Origin of the sequence: Pseudomyxococcus flavus, assembly GCF_050038885.1 — a bacterium.
GTDB lineage: Bacteria > Myxococcota > Myxococcia > Myxococcales > Myxococcaceae > Myxococcus > Myxococcus flavus.
In genome coordinates, this window is record NZ_CP143624.1 from 1623256 (window position 1) to 1648118 (window position 24863).

Below are 24863 nucleotides of genomic sequence, written 5' to 3' on the forward strand. Positions count from 1 at the left end.
CCGCGCGTCCCTGGCTCCGATGACACATCTGGTCGACGTGCGCGCCGTTCCATGGGAGGGTGCGCCCGCAGACGAAGGGTGCGGCGATGCCCGCCGCAGGAACACGGATGGTCGGGCCGCCATCCCAGCCGGTGACACCACCGGTGGGGATTGCGCATGTCGACCGCCTCTGCTCCGGGGAATGCCCCCCTTCCGCCCGCCCCTCCCGAGGCCTGGGAGCCGCTGCTTCGCCTGTCCCGGCTCGCGAGCCGGCCGCTCGAGCGCTTCCTCCGCATCGAAGCCGCCAGCGGCATCCTGCTGCTCGTCGCGGCGGCCATCGCGCTCATCTGGGCGAACTCGCCCTGGGCGGAGAGCTACGCGCACTTCTGGCACACGCCGCTGGGCATCCGCGTGGGCGACTTCACCTTCGAGCGCAGCCTGGAGTGGGTCGTCAACGACGGGTTGATGGTCATCTTCTTCTTCGTCGTGGGGATGGAGATTCGCCGGGAGATTCACCATGGCGAGCTGTCCGAGTGGCGCCGCGCCGCGCTCCCCGCCGCGGCGGCCCTGGGCGGAATGCTCGCGCCAGCCGCCATCTACCTCTTCTTCGCGAACGAGGCCGACACGCGCTCCGGCTGGGGCGTCCCCATGGCGACGGACATCGCGTTCGCGGTGGGCATCCTCACCCTGCTCGGCAGCCGGGTGCCTCCGGCCCTGCGCGTGCTGCTGCTAGCGCTCGCCGTCATCGACGACCTGGGCGCCATCATCGTCATCGCCCTGTTCTACTCGTCGGGCGTGTCCGTCACCGGGCTGCTCGTCGCCGCGCTCGGGTTCCTCGGCGTCTTCGCGATGCAGCGCTTCGGGGTCCGCTCGAGGCTGGCCTATGTCGTCCCGTCGCTCGTGGCCTGGGCGGGCATCTATACCGCGGGGATTCATCCCACGATTGCCGGCGTCATCGTCGGCCTCGCCACGCCGGTGCGCGCCTGGCTGGGCACGGACGGCTTCATCGCGGACACACGCAAGGAGCTCGAGCACCTCGCCCACTCGCCACCGGAGTCCCTCACGTCACACCACCTCGCGGAGACGCTGCGGCGGGTCAACCTCGCGCGCCGGGAGGCCATGTCTCCCTCGGAGAGCCTGATTGCCACGCTCCACCCCTGGGTGGCGTTCGTCATCATGCCGGTGTTCGCGCTCGCCAACGCGGGCGTGTCGATTTCGAGCGGGCCGCTGGACAGCGCGTCCTGGACGGTGGTGACGGCCGTGGCGGCGGGGCTCATGCTGGGCAAGCCCCTGGGTGTGCTCGCGGCGTGCTGGCTGACGCTGCGCCTGAAGCTCGGGACGCTGCCCCAGGGCCTGGGCATGCGGGAGCTGATGGTGCTGGGCGTGGTCGCCGGCATCGGCTTCACCATGGCCCTGTTCATCGCGCAGCTCGCCTTCACGGACGCGAGGCTGCTTGCCGCCGCGAAGCTGGGCGTTCTGGCCGCGAGCGGAGCCACGGCCGTACTGGGCCTCGTCCTGGGCCGGTGGTTGCTCACCGAGTCGCCGCGGCCCGGCGCCGCGAAGTCCGCGGACGAGGCGGAGAGCTCGACGGCGATGTGACGTCGCCCAGCCTTTCGCTCAGGAAGTCGACGAACACGCGCGTCTTCATCGGCAGGAAGCGCGCGTGCGGGTACACCGCCCAGACCCAGCTATCCGCCGCGCGCCACGCGGGCAGCACCTCGACCAGGCGGCCCGCCTCCAGGTCCGCGCCCATCACGAAGTCCGCGAGCAGCGTGATGCCACAACCGCCGAGCGCGGCCTGCCGGAGCGCCTCGGCATTGTCGACGCGGAGCCACGGCTCCACGGGCACCTGGGTCCGCCGTCCGCCTCTCAGCAGGACCCAGGGGACTTCCTTCATCTGCGGTGCGAACTGCAGGCAGGCATGCCCGCGGAGGTCGGCCGGCGTGCGCGGGGTCCCCTTGCGCTGCAGGTAGTCGGGGGACGCGCACAGCCGGCGGCGGTTCAACGCCAGGCGGCGTGCCACGTAGTCGCCGCTGCGGAGGTCGCCAATCCGCACGCCCACGTCGATGCGCTGCTCGACCAGGTCGGTGTAGCGGTCCTCCATCGTCACTTCCAGCCGGAGCAGCGGATAGCGGCGCATGAACTCCGGCAGCAGCGGCGCGACCCGAAGCTGGCCATAAAGGTTGGGCAGGGCGACCCGCAGCAGGCCACGCGGCTGCGAGGAGAACGCGGACACCGCCGCGTCCGCCTCGTCCGCGCGCGCCAGCACGTCGAGGCAGCGCTCCAGGTACAGCGCGCCCACCTCGGTGAGCGCGACACACCGGGTGGTCCGCTGCAACAGCCGGCAGCCGAGCGCCCGCTCCAGCTGCGCGATACGGCGGCTGAGCGCGGAAGCGCTGAGCCCCAGCTCGTCCGCGGCGGCGACGAAGCTGTGCCGGGTCGCGACGGAAACGAAGGCGCGCATGCCGCCGAGGCGGTCGGTGTCGAGCAACGGCATTGCTGCACCGTACGCAACATTCTGATGCGTTTCATCCCGATTGTCCCCGGAGCCGCGGCGGGCCAGCTTCAGCGCCAGTTCCAACGAGGAGCTCCGCACCATGCCCGATACATCCCCCTCCTCCCGTGACGCCGCCAACGGACGTGTCCATGGCGGCCCTCCGTCGTGGAATGCCCGGCGCCACCTGTGCGCATCCGGGCTGGCCCTGCTGCTGCTCTCACCGCTCGCGAGCATGGCGCGGGACGGAGCCAGGCCGGCCGCGCGCGCCGCGAACGAGGACGCCGTCCACCAACTCGCTGTCGCGGCGGGCTTCATGGCGGGCGTGCATGAGGGCCCCACGCGCTTCGGCGAGCTGCTGCGGCTCGGAGACTTCGGCACCGGCGCGCTCAGCCCCACGGACGGAGAGGTCATCATCCTCGACGGCGTCGTCTGGCATGCCGACGTCAAGGGCCGGTTGCGGCGCCTGCCGGAAGACGCGCGCACGCCATTCACCACCCTCAAGCGCTTCGTTCCGGACCGGCAGCTCACGCTTCCCGCCGTCAGTGACTTCGGCGCCTTCGCGCGGGAGCTGGACGCGCGGCTCGGCTCGCGGAATCACTTCCACGCCGTGCGCATCGACGGCCGGTTCCAGCACCTGAAGCTGCGCAGCGTGCCGCGCCAGCGACCGCCCTACCCCTCCATGCAGGCGCTCCTCGCGCAGCAGCACGTCTTCGACGCCAACGACGTCACTGGCACCCTGGTGGGCTTCCGCTTTCCCACCTATGTGGCCGGGGTCATCATGCCGGGTTGGCACTTCCACTTCGTGGACGCGGACCGGAAGCTGGGAGGTCATGTCCTGGACGTGCGCGCCAGCCCGCTCACCGCCCAGCTCGACAGCAGCCGGACCTTGTCGCTGCTCCTGCCAGACGACCCGCTGTTCAACGCCGCCCCCATCGACGAAGCGCAGTCCGCGCCCGCGGCAGCGGGCCCCGGGGAGCCGGACTTTCTCCGTGACCTCGATGCGGCGACCCTGGCCGTCATCTCCGATGGCGACTTCGTCGGTCACTCCTACGCCTCCGGGAGACTGGCCGACTCGGCCGACGGGCACCGCGACCTGCTCACGCTCGTCCGGCTCGGGGAGGGCGGCGCGAGCCGTTCACACGTCGAGGTCTCCAACTCCGTCACCTCCGCGCCGGAAGCCCTGGCCCTCACGCCTGACGGAGGGACGGCCTTCGTGATTGAGCGCCTGGGCCAGCGTCCCCACGGTGCGCAGCAGGTGCGTGAGCTGCCGCCCGGCGCCCGGCTCTCCGCCGTGGACCTGCGCGGCGCCCCGCGTGTCGCGGCGACGACGCAGATGCGCGCGTTCCCCGAGGCCCTGGCGGTCCACCCCGAGGGGCGCTGGGTGGCGGTGCTGTCGAACGACGAAGAAGCCGCGTGGCTGCAGCTCGTGGCATACGGCCCGAAGGGCTTCGGCGCCGTCTCCCGCTGGCCGCTCCACACGCTGGGCGTTCGCGGCGAGAAGGCCAAGGCGCGTCACGGCATCACCGCGACCAACGTGCAATGGCACCCCTCCGGCCGATATCTGGCGGTCAATGTGAACACCCTGGACCGGGTGGTCTTCCTGGAGCTCACGGCTGGCACCAACGCTGTCCCCCAGGTACGCCCATGGGGCGAGCCCGTGCGCGTGGGCAAGGACCCGTTCGTCGGCCGCTTCACGCCCGACGGACGCCACTACCTCACCTCCAACTGGGGGCGGGACTTCTCCGCGACGACGCTGGAGGGCCGCATCCCCACGACGCCGTCGAGCCTCTCCGTGATTCGGCTGGCGCCCGTCGGCACGGCGGGAAAGGCCGCGCGTCACCAGCGCATCGGTGAAGACGTCCTCACGGGACTGTCGGCGGAGGGACTCGCCATCAGTCCGGATGGCCTGCGGGTCGCGACCGTCAACATGCGTGGCACGGCGTTCCCACGGAACTCCCCTCGATTTCATCGCGACGCCAGCGTCACCCTGCTCGCGTTCAGCCCGGGCGATGGACGCCTGCGCAAGCTGGGCGACTACCCGTTCGAAGGCGTGCTCCCCGAAGGCGGCACCTTCGACAAGAGCGGCCGACACTTCCTGGTCAGTGTCTTCCAGCAGCAGGAGGGACAGCCGCCCGGCGGTGGCATCGAGATCTTCCGCGTCACCTCGGGGGACGACGAAGCGCCAGCACTGCGGCACCTCGGGCGCCTGCCCGTCCCCCACGGCGCGCATCACGTCGAGGTGCGCTGAACCGCGCCGGCGCAGGCATGACGCATGTGTCCGTGGCCATGCCTTCCCGGCGTGAACCGGCTGACCCGCGGACATGCTCCCAGGTAGCGACGCACGCGGAGCTCGGGCAGGATTCCGGGCACATCCGGTGTGGACAAGGGAGGACGCTGCGATGCGAACGGCGATGAAGTGCGTGAGCCTGCTGTGGCTCGTTCTGGGATGCGCGTGCGCAAGCACCCGCTCCGTCGTCCAGGAGGCCGTGCCTCCGAACCAGACCTTCACGCTCGAGTCCGCGAAGCTGAAGGAGACGCGCCGCATCACCGTCTACCTGCCACCGGGCTATGAGGCGTCGGCGGAGACACGCTTCCCGGTGCTCTACATGCCCGATGGCGGGCTGCAGGAGGACTTCCCGCACGTGGCCACCACCGTCGACTCGGCCATCCGCGCCGGTGAGCTTCGGCCACTCGTGGTGGTGGGAATCGAGAACACCGTGCGGCGCCGGGACCTGACGGGCCCGACGTCGGTGCCTTCGGACCTGGAGGTGGCGCCCGTCATCGGAGGCTCGGCGGCATTCCGCGCCTTCATTCAGGACGAGCTGATACCGGAGGTCCAACGCCGGTATCGCGTCACGGAAGAGCGGGCCATCATCGGCGAGTCGCTCGCGGGGCTCTTCATTGTCGAGACCTTCTTCCTCCAGCCCGAGCTGTTCGACACGTACCTCGCGCTGAGCCCCAGCCTCTGGTGGAACGCGGAGTCCCTGGTGCAGGAGGCGGGCGAAAGGCTCGCGGCCCGGCCGGACCTGCGCGCCGGGCTCTACGTATCCTCCGCCGATGAGGAGAACATCATTCCCGCCGTGGCGCGGTTGAAGGACGTGCTCCGCGAGCACGCGCCCGCCGGTCTGAAGTGGGAGGTCGAGCCCCGGCCCGACCTGCGCCACGACAACATCTACCGGATGAGCTCGCCCAGCGTGCTGCGCAAGTGGCTGCCTCCCGTTGCAGCCGCCGGCGCCGCGCAGTGAACGAGGGGGACCGCCACGTGCCGCGCGGACGCCCTGGGGCTCCACGCGGCACGCGCTCTCCGTTCGCTAGTGCTGCGGCGGCATCTGGTTCGGGTCCATCCAGGCCACCTCCCAGTGGTGACCGTCCGGGTCGTAGAAGCTGCCGCCGTACATGAAGCCGAGGTCCATGGCGTCGGCCGCGGGAGAGCCGCCGTTGGCCAGCGCGGTCTTCACCATCTCGTCGACCTCTTCGCGGCTGTTGGCCGACAGCGCGTAGGTGCCGGCCGTGCTCTGGGTGGCATCATGCAGCGGCTTCTTGATGAACTCCTTGAAGCGGTCGTCCGTGAGGAGCATCACGAACGCGTCCTCACCCACCACCATGCAGGTGGCCTTGTCGTCGGTGAAGTCCTTGTTGAACTCGAAGCCGAGCTTGGTGAAGAAGTCGACCGAACGCTTCAGGTCGGCCACAGGCAGGTTGAGGAAGAGCTTGCGGGGACGGCTGACCTTCATGTGCGCCTCCAGGGCAGGTGGGTTTCGAAGGCTTAGACTGCCCGGCCGGCCCGAAATCATCGGTCCTTTTTCAGAAAGATTTTCCCGCCCCGCCTACCGGGGGAGCTCCAGGGGAAGGCCGAAGCGCGGGAACAACACCTTCGTGTCGAGGAAGTGGGTCATTGCCGCGATGCGTCCACCGGACAACTCCAGGACGATGAGCGACCACGGCGTGAAGGGCCCGTCGTCACTGCTCGCGTGGTACTGGCCATAGGCGGGTGAGCCACAGGCCTCGGTCCGCACCAGCCGGGAGCCCCTGCAGACCGCCCCTCTCCCCAGGAACCAGCCACGAATGGATTCGTGCCCCTGGAGCCACAGCGTGTAGGGAGGCATGGACAGGGTGACCTCCTCGTGGAGCAGCGCGGTGAAGGCGTCCATGTCGTAGCGCTCGAACGCGTCCACGTAACGGTCCAGCAACGCCGCCTGGGCGTCGGACTGGGGTGCCTGGAAGTCGGAGTCATCCAGCCCCAGGTCCGACAAGGTCGCCCGGGCACGCTGAAGCGCGCTGTTGACCGAGGCCACCGACGTCTCCAGCGTCTCGGCGACTTCGGTGGCCGGCCAGCCCAGGACCTCGGCCAGCAGGAGCACCGCGCGCTGCTTCGGCGGCAGGTGCTGGAGCGCCGCGAGGAACGCGAGCCGGATGCTCTGTCGCAGCGACACCTGCTCGGAAGGGTCCACGTCCGACGGCACGGCCAGCGCGTCCGGAATGGGCTCAATCCAGCTGTTCGCGGGCAGCGGCGTCAGCGGCCCGTCGATGGAGTACGCGGGGCCCAGCTCCATGGGCCGCGCGCGGCGCCCGCTCGCCGACAAGGCGTCCATGCAAACGCGGGTGGCGATGGTGTACAGCCAGGTCCGTACCGACGAGCGCCCCTCGAACCGGTCCATCGCGCGCCAGGCGCGGACCATCGTCTCCTGGACCGCGTCGTCCGCCTCCGAGATGGACCCCAGCATGCGGTAGCAATGGCCGACGAGCGCCGTGCGATGCTCCTCGAAGCCGAACACCCGATTCCTCGAATCCGGAAGGTCCTTCATCGCGGGATGTCTATCAGCCCCGCCAGGTCGTGTCAGGGACTCGGGCAGGCCGCGCCCGTGTCAATCCACGCGCGGATGAGCTCACCCAACGCACGCTGCGTCCCTGGCACGGGCTCCAGGCCAGGGCCGGGGTCCCAGCCCCAGCCCACCAGGACGTCCTCCGCCATGTGGTGATGCAGCGCCTCCAGGGACTTGCCTCCATTGCGCGCGGGGTCCTTGAGCTGCTCGCAGATCGCTCCCAGCGGCACGCCGACCCAGGCCATCTCCGCGGGCGCCAGCGCCCACTTCGGGTTTCCCGGGACGCTCCGCAGCGACGTGCCCACCAGCGGGGTGTTCCGCGCCTGGTGACACGCGGTGCATGGCAGCGCTGGCGTTCCATGCCCCGATGGCCCGCCCGACACCGCGGGGACGTGCGGGCGCTGGTCCATGCCCTGCCGGGGCACGCCATCGGCGGGATGGCAGTTGACGCACCGTGGGTGCGTTATCACACGCCCCGCTTCGACGAAGAGCGCGACCGAGCGCTGCTGCGTGTCCACGATGGAATCGAACGCGGACACGGGCCGGAGCGACGTGCCCGCGTCCTGCGCCGCCTGCGACTCCGAGACCTCCGGAGCGCTCTTGGTGGACTTGCAGCCCAGTCCCGCAACGACAGCGCCCACCAGGATGACGAGCCCAGGGTGTCTCATTCGCGCTCCAGCTCTCTCAGGACGGCCTCCGCGGCGCGCCGTCCCGAGGTCAGCGCACCGTCGATGGAGGCATTGTCGCGGTGGTCTCCACAAACGAAAAGCCCTGGCGACAGCCGCACCGGCCGGCGGGGTGGCTCCAGCACCTCAGGAGGCTGCGCGGGCAGCGCGAGCGGAAGCGCATAGGTCCGCAGGTGCCGCCACGCGGACACGGCCGAGCCGAACCAGCCCGTCAGCTCCGCGCGCACCTCCGCTTGCAGCGTGTCCAGGTCCGGCGTGGCGCCGACGACGGACACGGACACGAGCGCCTGTCCCCGCGGCGCATACGACGGAGCCACCTCGCTCATCACCGCCACGTTGTTCACCCGGCCCCGCCCCTCGCCGTTGAGCAGCAGCCAGGGGCCCTCCACGGGCGGCTCGGGCGCGGCGAAGTAGAGGCACGTCACCCGGTTCATCACCGGCGGCACCATGCCTGGGAGCAGCCCCACCGCGCTCGCCGGGTCCGTGGCCACGACCACGGCCTTCGCGCCAATCATCTCCCCATCCGCCAGACGCACGCGGTGGCCCCACACGTCGGCCACGGGCGCGCACATCCGCAACATGCCCGGCGGAAGCTTCGCCGACAGCTGCGCTGGAATGGCGCCCATCCCCGACTCCGGCACCGCCGCGTACCCGGTGGAGAACATGCGGAAGACGAACTCCAGGAAGCGGCTGGACGTGGACAGCTCCCGCTCCAGGAAGATGCCCGCGAAGAAGGGCCGCAGGAACGACTCGCGCATGGCCTCCGTGAAGCCCAGCTCCTGCAGGTAGCGCCGAGACGTACGCGAGGGGCGCTGCCACACGTCCTCCACCTCGCCGGAGATGGCCAGCTGGCGCAGCTCCAGGACACGCAGCTTGTCCCCGAAACTGCCCACCGGGGCGAACAGGTGTGCCAGCGCATCCACCGGCCTGCGCAACGGGTCCGCCACCGTGTGCAGCTTGCCACCCCGCCACACCCTGGCACCGGGGATGAACCGGCGCAGCGACAGCGCCCCCAGGTCCAGGATGCGTTGTCCTTCCGGATATGCGGACAGGTACACCTGGAAGCCTCTGTCTAGCAGGAAGCCCTCATGGACATCCGTGCGAACCCTGCCCCCCGGTGCATCGCTTCCCTCTAGCAGCAGCACCTTCACCCGTGACGCGACGAGCGCCCGCGCGCACGCCAGCCCCGCGAGTCCCGCACCGACGACGATGACCTCCGGATTCGCCACGCACGCGCCTCCCACATTCCACTCAAGAAAAGCGCCCACGCTCGCTTGATAAGCGTGGGAGTCGCAAGGGAGACTTGGATGCGGTTGCGGGCAACCGACACTTGATGCAGAACCAACCACGGTTGCCCGTCAGACGCGCGCAACCCGGCGCCGGAATGTTCCCGGCCCACGACTTCCCTCGGAGAAAGAGAAAGCAGGTACCCCCATGTTGATCGTGATGCGACCGGACGCGACGGCCCAGGACATCGAGCGTGTGAACGACGAGATCCGCCGTCGTGGCTGGCAACCGCACGCGATTCCAGGGGGCACTCGCACGGCCGTTGGCATCACCGGGAACCCGGGCGCGGTCGAGCCCGAGCCTTTCCGCGTGCTCCCTGGCGTCGCCGACGCCGTGGCCATCTCGCAGCCGTTCAAGCTCGTCAGCCGCGAGGTGAAGCCGGACGACACGCAGCTGCGCGTGGGTGACCTGACGATTGGCGGCGCGGCCTTCCACGTGATTGCCGGCCCCTGCTCCGTCGAGTCGCGCGAGCAGATTCTCTCCACGGCCCACGCGGTGAAGAAGGCGGGCGCCACCATGCTGCGCGGTGGCGCGTTCAAGCCGCGCACCAGCCCCTATGAGTTCCAGGGCCTCAAGGGTGACGGCCTCGCGCTGCTGGCCGAGGCGCGCCAGGAGACGGGCCTGCTCGTCACCACCGAGGTGAAGGACACCGCGACGCTCCAGGCCGTGGCGGACGCCACGGACATCCTCCAGATTGGCGCGCGCAACATGCAGAACTTCAGCCTGCTGGAGGCCGTGGGCGAGCTGCGCAAGCCCGTGCTGCTCAAGCGGGGCATGAGCGCCACCCTCAAGGAGCTGCTGATGGCGGCCGAGTACATCGTCGCCCGCGGCAACACCCAGGTCATCCTCTGCGAGCGCGGCATCCGCACCTTCGAGACGATGACGCGCAACACGCTGGACCTGAACGCGGTGCCCATGCTGAAGGCGCTCTCGCACCTGCCCGTCTTCGTGGACCCGTCGCACGGCATCGGCGTGCGCAAGGCGGTGCCGGCGATGATGCGCGCGGCGACGGCGGTGGGCGCGGACGGCATCATCGTCGAGGTGCACCCCGACCCGCCGCGCGCGAAGTCGGACGGCGCCCAGTCGCTGGACTTCTCCGAGTTCGAGAAGGCCATGAACGAGGTCCGCGCCATTGCCCAGGCAATGGGTCGCGAAGTGGTCAGGCTGGGATAGGCCATGACACTCAAGGAAGCGCTGGGCAAGGTGGTGGGCCGGCGCGACCTCACCCGTGAGGAGATGACCCACGTCATGGGTCTGATGCTCGCGGGAGAGGCTTCGCCTGCCCAGGTGGGCGCGCTGGCGACGGCGCTGAAGATGAAGGGTGAGACGGAGGATGAAATCCTCGGCGCGGCGGAGGCCATGCGGGCCTGCGCGGCGAAGCTGTTCCCCCGCGCGGAGGTGGTGCTGGACACCTGCGGCACGGGCGGAGATGGCGCGCACACCTTCAACATCTCCACCGCGGTGGCCTTCGTGGCCGCCGGGGCTGGGGTGACGGTGGCCAAGCATGGCAACCGCGCGGTCTCCAGTCGCTGTGGCAGCGCGGACGTGCTGGCGGCGCTGGGCGTCTCCATGGAGCGTCCGCACGAGCGCGTGGCGCGGGACATCGACGAACACGGCGTGGGCTTCCTCTTCGCGCCCTCGCACCACGGGGCCCTGCGGCACGTGGCGCAGGCGCGGCGGGACATGGGGTTCCACAGCGTGTTCAACCTGCTGGGGCCGCTGACGAACCCCGCCGGGGCGCGCTACCAGCTCCTGGGGACCTTCGACGGCAGGCGCGTGGAGCAGACGGCGCGCGTGCTGGGCCGGCTCGGCAGCCGCCGCGCGTGGGTGGTGCACGGCCACGACGGGCTGGACGAAATCTCCCCGTGCGGCGCCACCGAGGTCGCGGAGCTGCGCGAGGACGGCACCGTCCACACCTTCACGGTGTCTCCCGCGGACGCCGGACTGGAGGTGGTGCCTCGCGAGGCCATCGCGGGTGGCGACGCGGAGGAGAACGCGCAGCGGCTGCGCGCGCTGCTGGACGGCGAGCGCTCCGGGCTGCGCACGGCGGTGCTGCTCAACGCGGCGGCGGCGCTGGTCGTCGTGGGGTTGGCCACGGACCTGCCCGACGGCGTGCGCAAGGCGGAGCACGCCATCGACTCCGGCGCGGCGCGAGGCAAGCTGTCGGCCCTCATTGATGGGACCTTGTCATGAGGACGGCGTCGCATGATTGCGCGGCGGCGGCACCGCTCGACGTGCCAGCGCGCAGCGCCAGGTGCTGCCGCCACGGCATCAGGGCGGCAGCGTGGGACAGCGCGGCGGAGCCGCACGGGTGGGAATCCCCCACCGAGGGAGTCGTTTCGTGAGCACGACATCGAACGGCGGCGCGGCGCCAGGAACGCTGGACCGCATCATGGCGCGCAAACGCCAGGAACTGGCCGCACGCCCTCCCATGGCGCCTCGGACGCGGCCCGCGCCCCGTGACTTCGCGCAGGCGCTGGTGACGCACCGTTCAGGACGGCCCCTGAGCGTCATCGCCGAAGTGAAGCGCAAGAGCCCGTCTGGTGGCGCGTTCCCTCATGCCGACGTGGTGGCGGTGGCCCGGGCCTACGAGGCCGCGGGCGCCAGCGCCATCAGCGTGCTGACGGACGGGCCGGACTTCGGCGGGAGCCTGGAGGACCTCGTGGCCGTGCGGGCGGCGGTGTCGCTGCCCGTGCTGCGCAAGGACTTCCTGGTGGCGGCACGGGAGGTGGAGGAGAGCGCGCAGTGGGGAGCGGACGCGGTGCTGCTCATCGCCGACGCGCTGGAGGATGGTGAGCTGCGGGAGATGGTCGCCACGGCGAAAGCAGTGGGCGTGGCCGCGCTGGTGGAGGCGCACACGGAGGCGCACGCGGAGCGGGCGCTGGGCGCGGGTGCGAAGCTGGTGGGCATCAACAACCGCAACCTCGCCACGCTGAAGACGGACACGGGCACGGCGCTGCGAGTCATTCCCAGGCTCCGCTCCCGGGCCCGGGTGCTGGTGGCGGAGAGCGGCCTCAAGTCCCTCGCGGACCTGGTGGCGGCGCAGGAGGCGGGCGCCGACGCCGTCCTGGTGGGCGAGTCCCTGCTGCGCGAGTCTGACCCCGGGCACGCGCTGCGACGGCTGCTCGGAGCGAAGGACGCGGCCCCATGAGCGTTCGCGTGAAGGTGTGCGGCGTCACGCGCCTGTCCGACGCGGTGGCCGCGTGGGAGGCGGGCGTGGATGCGCTGGGCCTCAACTTCTACCCGAAGTCCCCTCGCTACCTGGACCTCTCCACGGCGGCGGCCCTGTCGCGCACGCGGCCTCCGCTGGGGGCGGTGCTGGGGGTGTTCGTCAACGCCTCGCCGGAGGACATCCGGGAGCACGTGCGCGCCTGTGGCCTCACGGCCGTGCAGCTCCATGGGGACGAGCCCCCGGAAGCGTGCTCGGGGTACGGCGTGCCGGTCATCAAGGCGCTTCGTGTCACCGGGCCGGAAGACGTGGCCCGGGCCCGGACGTATGTGGGCGTGGGGGATGTGGCGGGGCTGCTGCTGGACGGCGCGGCTCCCGGGTACGGCGGTGGAGGCGTGGGCTTCGACTGGTCGCTGGTTGCGGGGCTCGCCGGAAGCGGCGTGCCCGTGCTGGTGGCCGGCGGTTTGAAGCCCTCCAACGTGGCCGAGGCGGTGCGTGCGACACGGCCGTACGGCGTGGATGTGGCCAGCGGGGTGGAGTCCGCCCCCGGCATCAAGGACGTGGACGCCGTGCGCGCCTTCGTGCGCGCCGCGAAGTCCATCAACCTCTGGGAGTGACTGTCATGAGTACGGAGACTGCCGCCGGCCGCTTCGGGCGCTACGGCGGGCGCTACGTGCCGGAGACGCTGGTGCCGGCGCTGCTGGAGCTGGAAGAGGCCTATGCCGCCGCGAGCGCGGACCCGGCGTTTGGCGAGGAAGTCACCCGCGTGCTGCGCGAGTTCGTGGGCCGCCCCACCACGCTGACGCCCGCGCGGCGCCTCACGGAGGCCTGGGGCGGCGCGAATGTGTGGCTCAAGCGCGAGGACCTGGCGCACACCGGCGCGCACAAAATCAACAACACCGTGGGGCAGGTGCTCCTCGCGAAGCGCATGGGCAAGCAGCGCGTCATCGCGGAGACGGGCGCGGGCCAGCACGGCGTCGCGACGGCCACCGCGTGTGCCCTCTTCGGCCTGCCCTGCGAGGTGTACATGGGCGCTCTGGACGTGGAGCGGCAGGCGCTCAACGTCTTCCGCATGCGCGCCCTGGGCGCGGTGGTGCGGCCGGTGGAGTCCGGCTCACGCACGCTGAAGGACGCGATGAACGAGGCCATGCGCACCTGGGTGTCGCAGGTGGCGGACACGCACTACGTCATCGGCAGCGCGGCGGGTCCGCACCCCTACCCGACGGTGGTCCGTGACTTCCAGTCCGTCATCGGCCGCGAGCTGCGCACGCAGGCCCAGGCGGCCTTCGGAGGCCTGCCGGATGCCATCATCGCGTGCGTGGGCGGCGGCTCGAATGCCATTGGCGTGCTGCACCCGTTCATCGGTGACGCGAGCGTGCGGCTGGTGGGCGTGGAGGCCGGAGGTCACGGGCTGGACTCGAAGCAGCACGGCGCTTCGCTCACGCTGGGGACGGAGGGCGTGCTGCACGGCTCGCGCTCGCTGGTGCTCCAGGACGAGGACGGCCAGATTCAGGAGGCGCACAGCATCTCCGCGGGCCTGGACTACCCGGGCGTGGGGCCGGAGCTGGCGCACCTGGCGAAGACGGGGCGCATGGAGGTGCGCACCGCCACCGACGACGAGGCGCTGGCGGCCTTCTACGAGGTGGCGCGCCTGGAGGGCATCCTCCCCGCGCTGGAGACATCCCATGCCTTCGCGCGCGGCCGGGAGCTGGCGCGCGAATTGGGCGCGGGCAAGCACCTGGTCATCAACTGCTCGGGCCGCGGAGACAAGGACGTGGCGACGATTTCCGCGCGGGGCGTGCCTCCGCCGGTGGGGGTGAAGGCGTGAGCGGCGAGATTGCGCGGGCGTTCGCCCAGGCGAAGGCGCGGGGCGAAGGCGTGCTGGTGGCCTACGCCATGGCGGGAGACCCGGACCTGCCCCGTTCGGTGGACGTGTTCGCCGCGCTGGTGGAAGGCGGCGCGGACATCCTGGAGCTGGGTGTGGCCTTCAGCGACCCCATCGCGGACGGTCCCGTCATCCAGGGCGCGGCGGAGCGGGCGCTCAAGGCCGGCTCCACGCTCAAGCGCGTGCTGGACGAGGTGGTGCCCGCGGTGCGCCAGCGCTGCCCCCAGACGCCGCTGGTCATCATGACCTACGTCAACGTCATCATGGCCATGGGCGAGGCGCGCTTCGCGAAGCTCGCCCGCGAGCGAGGCGTGTCCGGGACCATCCTCCCCGACCTGCCGCCCGAGGAGAGCGCGGGGCTGCGCGCCACCTTCGACGCCGAGGGCATCGACCTGATTCCGCTGTGTGCGCCCACAACGCCTCCGGCGCGTGCGCAGGCCATCGCGAAGGAAGGACGCGGCTTCGTCTATTGCGTGTCCGTGTCGGGCGTGACGGGCATGCGCGCGGAGCTGCCGCCAGACCTTTCGCAGCGGTTGGACTTGGTGCGCAAGGCCGCCCCCGTGCCCGTGGTGGCAGGCTTTGGCATCTCCACGGCGGAACAGGCGCGCACGCTCTCTGCGCATGCGGATGGCGTCGTGGTGGGCAGCGCGTTGGTGCGTGCGGCACACACGGAGAGTCCCACCGCAGCGAAGATACTCTGCGCCGACATCAAGCGCGGGCTGCGGCGCTAAGCGCCGCGTGGGAATTCCCGTAGCGCAATATTCAGGGATTTCGCCTCACCCCGTATAAGCACTCCGGAACTCTGCGGACGCCCGCATCGAGCGGGCATGTCCGTAAGGCCATTCTTCCGGAGAGCGTATGCAACAACGGCGAACGCCATCATGGTGCAGTACGGCCCTGCTGACTGCGGGGCTGCTGCTAGGACTGGGCTGTGGGGGTAACACCGCACCCACGGTCAACGAACACCCCAGGAGTCAGTCCCAGAGCAATGGGTTCGGCCCCGACCTCGTGATTCGAGAGCTGCGCGGCCCCGTCAGCATTCGGTTCGGTGAATCCTTCACCACCACCGTGAGGGTCTGCAACGAAGGCACCGCCTCTACACAAGGTGCCTTCGGCACCATCCTTCTGGACTTGTACCTGTCAGCTGATGACACGCTGTCCTGGCCCGACCCCAGCCAACCTCCGCCTACGGACCAGATACAGCTTGGCGCGCTCGACATCCCAACGCTGGAAGCCGGCCAATGCGCGACGCGAGGATTCACTGCCACCGCGACGGCGCCCAGTGTTCCTCTTGACGGCCTCTACTATCTGGGCGCCATCGTCGATGCGCAGGAGGCACTCATCGAACTGCAGGAGGACAACAACATGGGTTTACAGCCGATGGGAGTTGGCCACCTGCCCGACGTCGTCATCACCGAAATTCGTGGCCCTGACAACATACGAAGTGGCGACGTCTTCGACCACTCCGTCAAGGTATGCAACCAGGGCACCCAGGTGTCTTCACCGGGCATCGTAGACATCTATCTATCTGTGGACGATAGCGTCTCTCCAACTGCACCTGGGACTCCTCCGTCCACAAGCCAGGTTCTCCTTGACTCCATCGAAGTGCCCGGCCTCAACCCCGGCCACTGCACCCTTCGCCACGTAGAATCCATCGCGACGGTTCCGGCTGACACGGTCCCAAACCAACCGCTCTACCTGGGCGCCATCGCAGACGCCCAACAGGCCTCCGTGGAACTACGCGAAGACAACAACGCCTTCGTCAGCGGTCCCATGGGCGAGGGAGAAGGACCGGACCTCGTCGTCACCTCGTTGGTCGCGCCCCGAAACGTATCGATCTCAGCGCAATTCGCATCCGCCGTGACGGTCTGTAACCAAGGCACGCAGCCTGCGGCGGCCACTCATGTCGAACTGCATGTGTCGACGGACGGCAGCTTTTCCATGCCCGCTTGGCCAAGCCCGCTGCCTGCCAACCAGGAATTCGTGGGGACGGTGAACATCCCTCCGCTGAGCCCTGGCCACTGCGTCACCCGAGACACGACGGCCTATGCAGCACAGCCGGTGGGTTCCCCATACAACAGCGTCTTCCACCTGGCCGCACTGGTTGATCCGTATCAACACATCCCGGAACTGCGTGAAGACAACAACATCTTCATCAGCGGACTCCTTGGCATTGGAGAGCGCCCCGACCTCACCGTCACCGAGCTTAGCGCTCCAAACTACCTGCAGGGTTGGACATACGCGCAGGTCGCGGTCACCATCTGCAATGAAGGCACAAGACCGAGTGGCGACTACGCGTTCCTTGAACTCATTCTCTCCATGTCACCAGCACTGGACATGCGCGATCCATATCCATACGACTCGAGCGCGCAATCGACCGTTGGCGGGGTAGGCATTCCCTCGCTGGAGGTTGGTCAATGCGTCACGCAAGATGTCGAAATATACGCCCTGCCGCCCCAGGACGCGCCTTTGACGCTCGACATCCTCCACCTCGGCGCAATCATTCATACCGAGGGGAGCCATGAAGAGTTGCGCGAGGACAACAACCTCTTCGTGAGTGGGCTCCTAGGGACTGGCGATAAACCAGACCTTGTCATCACATCACTGCAGGCGCCTACCAACGTCAACAGCAACAACATGTTCAGCGTTACAGCCAATGTCTGTAACCAGGGCACGACGGTCTCGGCCCCCACTTCGCTGGAACTCACCCTGTCGACGCACGCGTTCTTGAACGTGCCCGTGTCAGACGGGCCATTCGTAGACCAGGCCCTACAGGCTTCCATTGGGATGATCGACGTACCTCAACTGGGTACAGGAGAATGCAGGGCACTTTCCACGAATGCGCAGGCGTTGAACCTGCCGTGGAGCATCGGGGACTTCGTCTACTACCTCGGCGGCACCATCGATCCGTGGGCATCCCTCCAGGAGTTCCGAAGGGATAACAATACCCTTGTGAGCGGCCGTATTGGAGTAGACGTCGGCCCCGACCTCGTCGTCACCGACGTCGCCGGTCCTGCCAGCACGAGGAGAAATGGCGCATTCACCGCGGAAGTCACGGTATGCAATCAGGGCACCGACATGTCCTCCCCTAGCCAGGCACAGGTGTTCCTCTCCATGGCCCCCCGCCTGCTCACGCCATGGCCGAATGCCCCGAACGCTCCACCTCCACCCGATCAAGCACTTGCCGGTGAACTGGACATCCCCGCCCTGCACGCCGGTCAGTGCTTCACTGGTAAAGCGCCCAGTTCCGCGGCCGTCTCTGTCGACGCAACGAGCACCGCCTTCTACCTGGGAGCCATCGTCGACCCGAATAGCAACATCTGGGAACTGCGCCGGGACAACAACGCCTTCGTAGGCAACCACATCGGAGTGGGGGACGCCTCCGACCTCGTCATCAGCACGCTGACAGGACCTCCCAGTGTGGCGCCGAATGAAACCTTCACCGCCACGGTCAGAGTCTGCAATCAGGGCACCGAAACCGCGGGCCTCGTGCTCATTGATCTGAATCTCTCCACGCGTCCGCACCTTGCGATGCCGGATTGGTATGGCACCGGCTCGCCATTCCCAGACACCCAAATCCCTGTCGGAGGCACAAGCGTTCCGTTCCTGAATGCAGGTAGTTGTGTCACCACCAGCATTACGGCCATCGCGATGCCGCCGTTCGGTGCCACGCCGCACTCACCGCTCTACCTAGGCGCGATCGTCGACCCGATGAGCACCAATGAAGAACTGCGAGAGGACAACAACACGTTCATCAGCGGCCTCATAGGCGTGGGCAACAGACCGGATCTCGTCGTTACCGGCATACAGGCGCCCGCCAACGTGGCGGCCAATGCCTCTTTCTCCACCACGCTCACGGTGTGCAATCAGGGGACGCAACCCTCGAGTTCCTCGTTCGTCGACGTCTACGTCTCATCAACGCCCGAGCTCGCGATGCCTCGGCTGAGTGGACAGGAGCAGTCACTCCCCGCCACGCAATCGCATGCGGGGGGCATGAGCGTCCCCTCACTGAACGTTGGAAGATGCTTCGAAGGTACTGTCATCGGAACTTCCACTCTGCCCTCGGCGGCGTTGCCCGACCAACCACTCTTTGTGGGTGCCATCGTCGATGGGGTGCAACACGAAGAGGAACTACGCGAGGACAACAACTCCTTCGTGAGCGGGCGCATTGGCATCGGCCTGGGTCCCGATCTCGTCATTACTTCCGTCACCGGTCCCGCCAGCGTGTGGCCTAATAGCGACTTCATCGCCACGGTCTCCGTCTGCAATCAGGGCACGCAGGCCTCAGCAAACAACACCCAGGTGGAACTCCATTTCTCCACGGAGCCTCGCCTCGTCATCCCTCCTGAGTACAGCACTCACGGTTCGCTGCCCGCAAACCAAGCCCTCATTAACATCGCAACACTCCCGGCACTAGAGGCAGATGACTGCCTGACGCTGGACGTTCCGGCCTACGCGAATCCACCTCCTGCCGCGCCGGAAGGCAGCGCACTCTATCTGGGAGCTATCGTGGACGTTCATCAACAGAACGCGGAACTGCGCACAGACAACAACACCTATGTTGGCGGACTTGTCGGCGTTGGAAGCAGGGCCGACCTGGTCATCACCGCAATCACCGGCCCCACAAGCATCCATGCCAACGCCAATTTCCAGGCCAACGTCACCGTGTGCAATCAGGGAACGATGCCTTCAAACGACACGAGGCTGGACATGTACCTCTCCACCACGTCCCAACTCGCCATGCCCACCTGGGGTGGGACAGGAAGCCCCTTCCCTGACTCCCAAAGCTACGTTGGCAACCGCGGCATCGAGCCGCTAGAGCCCGGCGAATGCAAAACGGCTCTCGTTTATGTTCAGGCAGCACCGCCATACGAGGCCCTACCCAACCAGCCACTCTATCTGGGTGCTGCCATTGACGTCTACCAGGACGAGGCCGAACTGAGAGAGGACAACAACACCTTCGTCGGAGATCTCATGGGCGTGGGTAGCCGACCAGACGTGGTCGTCACGTCCATCTCCAGTCCCAGCTCCGCAAGAACGGGCAGTGCATTCACCGCCACGGTGATGGCGTGCAACCATGGCACCACCTCGTCTGGAAGCTTCGATGTGGCGCTCTATCTGTCGAGCAATGACGAACATGACTTCCCGCATCAATACGGGCCAGAAAGTCCCTCCGAGAGCCAAGTACTCATTGGAACCGTTCCGTTCTACAGTCTGGCAGCGGGGCAATGCCTCACACGCAGCGGTTCTGTGAGCGCGACCACGCCTCCGGACTCGGGCCCCACGGGGTTCTTCTACCTGGGAGCCATCGCTGACCCGGGAGAAGCCATGGAGGAGCTGCGCGAGGACAACAACGTCCTTGCGGACCGGCTCATCATGGTGACGCCATAATTACCTGACAGCGGTGCCCGGCCGGGAGGTTCGACGCCCGGCCGGGACGTCCTGCACCGGCGGAATACCTGCGCTGGCGCCAGGGTCGCGGCGCTCCATGATGGGCGCGGCACGCGATGCACAGCACGCCCACAGGTGTGGCGTGCTGTGCATTGGCAGTGCAGCACACACATGATGCCACGCGGCGGCGAAGACTTTCTGCCCCAATATCAAGCGCAGCCTCGGTCTTTCGCATCAGCAGGAATTCAGAGAAATCTGCCCACTCCGTATAGCCTCCGGACCTCCGCGGACGCCCGCATCGGGCGGTGTGTCCGCGGAGTCGTCCATCCGGAGGAAACAATGCTGCAACGGCGAAGGCCGTCTTGGAGCGGTACGTTCCTGCTGACAGCAGGACTGCTGGCAGGAACGGGCTGTGGGAGCAACGCGGACCCCACCCAGCCCGAGCAACTCAGGAGTCAGCCGCAAAGCCGAGGCTTTGGCCCCGACCTCGTCATCAAATCGCTTCAAGGGCCCCCCAGCGTCCGGTCGGGTGAGCCATTCACCGCCACCATCCAGGTCTGCAACGAAGGCACGGCGCCCGCAATCAGTCCCATCGGTCCTGTCCTCCTGGACTTGTACCTGTCCACGGATGACCTGCTCTCTTGGCCCGACCCGAGCCTGCCACCCCCCACGGACCAGGTGCTCCTCACCATCTTCGACCCAGGGCCGCTGGAAGCGGGTCAGTGCGTGACGCGAGCTTTCACCGGGCAGGCCACGATGCCCGGTGGGTCCACGGACGGTACCTACTACCTGGGGGCCATCATCGACGTGCAGCAGCACCTCGTCGAGCTGGACGAGGCCAACAACACCGCGGTGACGGCCCTGGGCATCGGTGATCAGCCCGACCTCGTCATCACGGAGCTGCAGGGCCCCGCGAGCGCCACGTACAGCGGCACGCTCACGTCCACCTTCAAGGTCTGCAACCAGGGCACCGCCCCGTCGACCCTTGGATACGTGGAGCTCTATCTGTCCACGAACGACACACTCTCCCTCCCCGACCCCAGCGCCCCCCCACCCACGGACCGGGCCCTGCTCGGTTGGGTCGAAGTGCCCGAGCTGACGCCGGGGCACTGTGCCATCCGCCAGTCCACCCTCCCCGTGGAGATACCGCCGGACGCAACCCCCTCGCAGCCGCTCTACCTGGGCGCCATCGCCGACGCGTACCAGTTCTCCCAGGAGCTGAACGAGGGCAACAACACCTTCGTGAGTCACGCCGTGGTCCTGGGTCTGGCCTCGGACCTCGTCGTCACGTCGATGCAAGTGCCCACCAACGTCCGGGGGAGCAGTCCTTTCCACGCCTCCGTGAGGGTCTGCAATCAGGGCACGGAACCCGCGCCTTCCAGCGTCGTCGAGCTGCACCTCTCCGCGGACGGCAGCTTCGTCATGCCCGGCCCGGGCGCACCGCCTCCAGACCAGGTCATGGTGGGCCAAACGAATGTGCCGCCGCTGAGCCCCGGCCACTGCGTCACCCGCGGCGTGGAGGGGTTCGCGAGCCTTCCTCCTGGCGTGCCACCGGACAGCACCGTCTTCGTCGCGGCCATCGCCGACACGACGCAAAACACCCAGGAACTGAGCGAAGACAACAACCTCTTCGTCGGTGGTCCCATGGGCGTGGGGGATTTGCCGGACCTCGTCGTCACGGGCATTCGCGCCCCGGCCAGCATTGCGCCCTGGAACCCCGCCCCCACCGTGAGCGTCACCGTTTGTAACGAAGGGACCAGCTGGGCTCCGTCGACCGATGTCGGGCTCTACATCTCCATGCTCCCGTCGGTGGACCCCCTCATGGGGGGAGCGTTCCTCACCGGGACCCAGGTCCCCGCTGGCTGGCTGAGCATCCCCGACCTGGAAGCGGGCCAATGCGTCACACGCGACACGCCACTCCCGGCCATCCGGCCGGAAGATGCACCGCCCTCGTTCGAGGCGTTCTACGTGGGCGCCGAAGTCGACACGATGTCGAACGTCCAGGAGTTGCGCGAGGACAACAACACCTTCGTCGGCGAGCGCGTGGGAATGGGCGAACGCCCGGACCTGCACATTGCCTTCGTGAAGGGCCCGCCCTCCGCCCTGCCGGGCGAAGAGTTCGCCGTCACGGCGCGCGTCTGCAATCAGGGCACCATTCCCGCCCCGCCTTCCCGCCTGGACCTTTCCCTCGCCGCGAATGCATTTCTGAACCCAACGGCGCCATGGGGAGCGCCCATCGACCTGCGCACCGCCATCCCCATCGGGCTGATCAACGTCCCTGGCCTGGACACGGGCGAGTGCAGGACCCTCTCGACGCCGACCGAGATGCCAGGGCTCTCCGCGGAGCACATTGACCGAGCCTACTACCTCGCGGCCAGCATCGACGCGTGGGGTTCGATCCAGGAACTGCGCGAGGACAACAACAACTTCATTGGCGACCCCATGGGCCTCGGCATTCGTCCCGACCTGGTCGTCACCGCGGTCGACAGCCCGGCCAGTGTACGCAGGCACGACCCGTTCTCGCCCTCCATCACCGTCTGCAATCAGGGCACCCATGTCTCAGCGCCCACCGTGGCGCAGGTGTACCTGTCTACCGAGCCCAGCCTGGTGATACCGGACTTCAATGGCTCGGGACACCCGCTCCCCTGGAGTCAATCGCTCGTCGGAGAGCTGTCGGTTCCCACCCTGCACGTCGGCCGGTGCTTCACGGGACGCGCGACGGGCACGGTCTACGTGCCCGAATACGATGACACCGAGGCCCTCTACCTGGGTGTCATCGCCGACATGCCGGCTTCCGTTGACGAGCTTCGCGAGGACAACAATGCCTTCGTGAATGGCCGCATCGGCGTGGGAGACGGGCCCGACCTCGTCGTCACCGCCATCACGGGTCCGGCGAGCGCGGAGCCCTCGGACACCTTCACCGCCCAGGTCACGGTCTGCAACCAGGGCACAATGTACGCGAGCTCCGCGGACGTGGAGTTGCACCTCTCCACCGTGCCCACCGTGGCCATGCCCAGGTGGAATGGCCCCGGAGCGCCGTATCCGGACACGCAGATCCATGTCGGGTTCATGTACGTGCAATATCTGGAGGCGGGGCAGTGCATCACCCAGTCCGTCCAGGGCCCCGCGATTCGGCCTCCGGCGGCGACGCCTGACCAGCCACTCTATCTGGGCACCATCGTCGATGGCTGGGACAATGTCGTGGAGCTGCGCGAGGACAACAACACCTTCGTGGGCGAGCTCATCGGCGTTGGCAGCGGTCCCGACCTCCTCGTCACCTCGGTGCAGGCGCCCCCCAACGTCGTGCCCAACGGAGACCTCCACCCGACTGTCACGGTGTGCAATCAGGGCACGCAGCCCTCGAACAGCACCACCGTGGAGATCCACCTCTCGTCGGAGGAGCAACTGCGCATGCCCAACTGGAACGGCCCGGGAGCGGCGCTGCCCGCGACGCAACACCCCGTTGGCAGCATGAGCGTCCCCCCGCTGAACGTCGGAAAGTGCTTTACCGGCAGCGCCCATGCGACAGCGACGCGGCCTCCCGAATCGGCCCCTGACGAGCCGCTCTACCTGGGCGCCATCGTCGATGCGGACCAGTCCCAGCAGGAGCTGCGCGAGGACAACAACCTCTTCGCGAGCGGGCGCCTCAGCGTTGGCAATGGACCCGACCTCATCGTCACGGCCATCTCCAGCCCCGCGAGCGTGGGGGGTCCTGCCCCCTTCACCGTCACCGTCTCGGTTTGCAATCAGGGCACGGAGGAAGCGCCTCCTGCGCACCTGGAAGTGCACTTCTCCACCGAGCCGCACATGGTCATGCCACAGGTGCTCGGCACAGGCGCCCCGTTGCCGGACAGCCAGTCACTCGTCGGCGAGTACAGTGTCCCGTCGCTCGACGTGGACGAATGCATGACCCTGGCCGTTCCCGCCTGGGTGTCTCCGCCGATTGAGGCACAGCCCAGCCAGGCACTGTATCTGGGCGCGGCCATCGACACCCATCACCAGCTCCCTGAGTTGCGTGAGGACAACAACACCTTCCTCGGCGGACTCATCGGCGTGGGCAACGGTCCTGACCTGGTCATCACCGCGGTGCAAGCGCCCACCAGTGTGGAGGGCAACGGCGACTTCACCGCCACCGTGACGGTCTGCAACCAGGGCACGCAGACGTCGAACCACACGCAGGTGGAGCTGTACTTCTCCACGCAGCCCCGGGTCGTGATGCCGCAGTGGAATGGCCCCGGTGCCCCCTACCCGAGCACGCAGGAGCCCATTGGCTATTGGAGCGTGCAGTCCCTGAACCCCGGGCAATGCCTCACGGAGCCCATCCCCGCCTGGGTGAATCGGCCCTCCGAGGCCCAGCCGGACCAGCCCCTGTATCTGGGTGCCGCCGTCGATACGGACCAGAGCCAGTTCGAGCTGCGCGAAGACAACAACACCTTCGTCAGTGGGCTCATGGGCGTGGGCAACCAGCCGGACCTGGTCGTCACCTCTGTCTCCGGCCCCATCTCCGTGAGAACGGGCAGCTCCTTCACCGCCACGGTGCAGGTCTGCAACCAGGGCACCGCCTCCACCAATGGCTACACCGACGTGGAGCTGTACCTGTCGAGCAACAGCGCGCTCGAGTTCCCGTATCAGGGCGGCCCCGGGGGCCCCTCCGAAAGTCAGCACCCCATTGGCATCGTGACGGTCCAGAACCTGGACGCGGGGCAGTGCATCACACGCAACACCTCGGTGTTCGCCCATACGCCCCCGGAATCGGGCCCCACGGGGTTCTTCTACCTGGGCGCCATCGCTGACCCCTGGATGAACCTGATGGAGCTGCGCGAGGACAACAACATCCTCGCGGACCGGCTCATCATGGTGACGCCGTAGTCGCCGTTCTCTGAGGACCGGCCCGGCCGAACGCACCGACGTTCGGCCGGGCTTTGTCTCGGGCCCGGCACGCACGCCCTGAAAGAACGCCAGCCTCCTTCCTGCAATTCTTACACGTCCCCGCTGGAGCGCTCCGCCCACGGCGTCAGCGCCGCCTGCCCTTGCGTGCTCAACCGGCTGGCGATTCCGCACACGTGGAAGACCTCCGGTTCAGCGTCACGCCGCTTCCAAGACATTCCCAGACAACATCATTCGACACCCGGGAGCCCTTGGGGGC

Annotated in this window: 16 protein-coding genes; 11 read left to right on the top strand and 5 right to left on the bottom strand. The window is 68.2% G+C overall.

The genetic code is table 11. The features are described from left to right. The first annotated feature begins 156 nt into the window (after positions 1 to 156). The gene (gene nhaA, locus VZL07_RS06750) at positions 157 to 1578 is read left to right on the top strand and encodes a Na+/H+ antiporter NhaA (protein WP_426754523.1); all 1422 of its coding nucleotides are present in this window, start codon (positions 157 to 159) and stop codon (positions 1576 to 1578) included. Here nhaA and VZL07_RS06755 read toward each other — a convergent pair. Continuing rightward, a complete protein-coding gene (locus tag VZL07_RS06755; RefSeq protein ID WP_426754524.1) occupies positions 1511 to 2578 on the bottom strand; it encodes a LysR substrate-binding domain-containing protein in 1068 nt (355 codons plus the stop codon). The two genes, nhaA and VZL07_RS06755, sit on opposite strands and share 68 nt — an antisense overlap. Between VZL07_RS06755 and VZL07_RS06760 the strand changes: the two genes are divergently transcribed. Together VZL07_RS06760 and VZL07_RS06765 are read left to right on the top strand one after the other, a co-directional pair. Beyond that, the gene (locus VZL07_RS06760) at positions 2577 to 4724 is read left to right on the top strand and encodes an acetolactate decarboxylase (protein WP_426754525.1); all 2148 of its coding nucleotides are present in this window, start codon (positions 2577 to 2579) and stop codon (positions 4722 to 4724) included. The two genes, VZL07_RS06755 and VZL07_RS06760, sit on opposite strands and share 2 nt — an antisense overlap. Before the next feature lie 151 nt (positions 4725 to 4875). Continuing rightward, complete coding sequence (locus tag VZL07_RS06765) at positions 4876 to 5721, top strand: alpha/beta hydrolase (RefSeq protein ID WP_426754526.1); 846 nt, start codon at positions 4876 to 4878, stop codon at positions 5719 to 5721. Between the two features lie 66 nt (positions 5722 to 5787). Here VZL07_RS06765 and VZL07_RS06770 read toward each other — a convergent pair whose 3' ends face one another. The 4 genes from VZL07_RS06770 to VZL07_RS06785 form a co-directional block, all read right to left on the bottom strand. Next, the gene (locus VZL07_RS06770) at positions 5788 to 6210 is read right to left on the bottom strand and encodes a VOC family protein (protein WP_426754527.1); all 423 of its coding nucleotides are present in this window, start codon (positions 6208 to 6210) and stop codon (positions 5788 to 5790) included. 93 nt (positions 6211 to 6303) lie between these two features. Then, positions 6304 to 7281 carry a sigma-70 family RNA polymerase sigma factor gene (locus VZL07_RS06775; protein WP_426754528.1) on the bottom strand — a complete coding sequence of 326 codons (978 nt, stop codon included), beginning with the start codon at positions 7279 to 7281 and terminating at the stop codon, positions 6304 to 6306. 32 nt (positions 7282 to 7313) lie between these two features. Continuing rightward, positions 7314 to 7967 (bottom strand): Isoquinoline 1-oxidoreductase subunit, encoded by a 654-nt coding sequence (locus VZL07_RS06780; RefSeq protein ID WP_426754529.1) that lies wholly within the window; start codon positions 7965 to 7967, stop codon positions 7314 to 7316. Further along, a complete protein-coding gene (locus VZL07_RS06785; RefSeq protein ID WP_426754530.1) occupies positions 7964 to 9214 on the bottom strand; it encodes an NAD(P)/FAD-dependent oxidoreductase in 1251 nt (416 codons plus the stop codon). Before VZL07_RS06785 ends, VZL07_RS06780 begins: the two co-directional genes overlap by 4 nt. 205 nt (positions 9215 to 9419) lie before the next feature. On the opposite strand from VZL07_RS06785, the gene aroF reads away from it, so the two are divergent. The 8 genes from aroF to VZL07_RS06825 all read left to right on the top strand — a co-directional run bounded on the left by aroF (position 9420) and on the right by VZL07_RS06825 (position 24586). Then, positions 9420 to 10445 (top strand): 3-deoxy-7-phosphoheptulonate synthase, encoded by a 1026-nt coding sequence (gene aroF / locus VZL07_RS06790; RefSeq protein ID WP_426754531.1) that lies wholly within the window; start codon positions 9420 to 9422, stop codon positions 10443 to 10445. 3 nt (positions 10446 to 10448) lie between these two features. After that, complete coding sequence (trpD, locus tag VZL07_RS06795; RefSeq protein ID WP_426754532.1) at positions 10449 to 11465, top strand: anthranilate phosphoribosyltransferase; 1017 nt, start codon at positions 10449 to 10451, stop codon at positions 11463 to 11465. 199 nt (positions 11466 to 11664) lie between these two features. Continuing rightward, positions 11665 to 12423 carry an indole-3-glycerol phosphate synthase TrpC gene (locus VZL07_RS06800; protein ID WP_426757248.1) on the top strand — a complete coding sequence of 253 codons (759 nt, stop codon included), beginning with the start codon at positions 11665 to 11667 and terminating at the stop codon, positions 12421 to 12423. Continuing rightward, positions 12420 to 13058: a phosphoribosylanthranilate isomerase gene (locus VZL07_RS06805; protein ID WP_426754533.1), complete on the top strand. Its 639-nt coding sequence runs from the start codon at positions 12420 to 12422 to the stop codon at positions 13056 to 13058. Before VZL07_RS06800 ends, VZL07_RS06805 begins: the two co-directional genes overlap by 4 nt. A 5-nt stretch (positions 13059 to 13063) precedes the next feature. Next, on the top strand, positions 13064 to 14269 hold the full coding sequence (trpB, locus tag VZL07_RS06810; protein ID WP_426754534.1) for a tryptophan synthase subunit beta: 1206 nt from the start codon (positions 13064 to 13066) through the stop codon (positions 14267 to 14269). Further along, positions 14266 to 15057 carry a tryptophan synthase subunit alpha gene (gene trpA, locus VZL07_RS06815; protein ID WP_426754535.1) on the top strand — a complete coding sequence of 264 codons (792 nt, stop codon included), beginning with the start codon at positions 14266 to 14268 and terminating at the stop codon, positions 15055 to 15057. Before trpB ends, trpA begins: the two co-directional genes overlap by 4 nt. Before the next feature lie 277 nt (positions 15058 to 15334). After that, positions 15335 to 19717, top strand: coding sequence for a CARDB domain-containing protein (locus VZL07_RS06820; protein WP_426754536.1), 4383 nt, complete (start codon positions 15335 to 15337; stop codon positions 19715 to 19717). 339 nt (positions 19718 to 20056) lie between these two features. Then, positions 20057 to 24586, top strand: a complete 4530-nt coding sequence (locus VZL07_RS06825) for a CARDB domain-containing protein (RefSeq protein ID WP_426754537.1) — start codon at positions 20057 to 20059, stop codon at positions 24584 to 24586. The last annotated feature ends 277 nt before the right edge of the window (positions 24587 to 24863 follow it).

Coding starts and splice junctions, on each gene's coding strand:
- nhaA (WP_426754523.1), top strand. CDS start 157: ATGTCGACCGCCTCTGCTCCGGGGAATGCCCCCCTTCCGCCCGCCCCT.
- VZL07_RS06760 (WP_426754525.1), top strand. CDS start 2,577: ATGCCCGATACATCCCCCTCCTCCCGTGACGCCGCCAACGGACGTGTC.
- VZL07_RS06755 (WP_426754524.1), bottom strand. CDS start 2,578: ATGGTGCGGAGCTCCTCGTTGGAACTGGCGCTGAAGCTGGCCCGCCGC.
- VZL07_RS06765 (WP_426754526.1), top strand. CDS start 4,876: ATGCGAACGGCGATGAAGTGCGTGAGCCTGCTGTGGCTCGTTCTGGGA.
- VZL07_RS06770 (WP_426754527.1), bottom strand. CDS start 6,210: ATGAAGGTCAGCCGTCCCCGCAAGCTCTTCCTCAACCTGCCTGTGGCC.
- VZL07_RS06775 (WP_426754528.1), bottom strand. CDS start 7,281: ATGAAGGACCTTCCGGATTCGAGGAATCGGGTGTTCGGCTTCGAGGAG.
- VZL07_RS06780 (WP_426754529.1), bottom strand. CDS start 7,967: ATGAGACACCCTGGGCTCGTCATCCTGGTGGGCGCTGTCGTTGCGGGA.
- aroF (WP_426754531.1), top strand. CDS start 9,420: ATGTTGATCGTGATGCGACCGGACGCGACGGCCCAGGACATCGAGCGT.
- trpD (WP_426754532.1), top strand. CDS start 10,449: ATGACACTCAAGGAAGCGCTGGGCAAGGTGGTGGGCCGGCGCGACCTC.
- VZL07_RS06800 (WP_426757248.1), top strand. CDS start 11,665: ATGGCGCGCAAACGCCAGGAACTGGCCGCACGCCCTCCCATGGCGCCT.
- VZL07_RS06805 (WP_426754533.1), top strand. CDS start 12,420: ATGAGCGTTCGCGTGAAGGTGTGCGGCGTCACGCGCCTGTCCGACGCG.
- trpB (WP_426754534.1), top strand. CDS start 13,064: ATGAGTACGGAGACTGCCGCCGGCCGCTTCGGGCGCTACGGCGGGCGC.
- VZL07_RS06825 (WP_426754537.1), top strand. CDS start 20,057: ATGCTGCAACGGCGAAGGCCGTCTTGGAGCGGTACGTTCCTGCTGACA.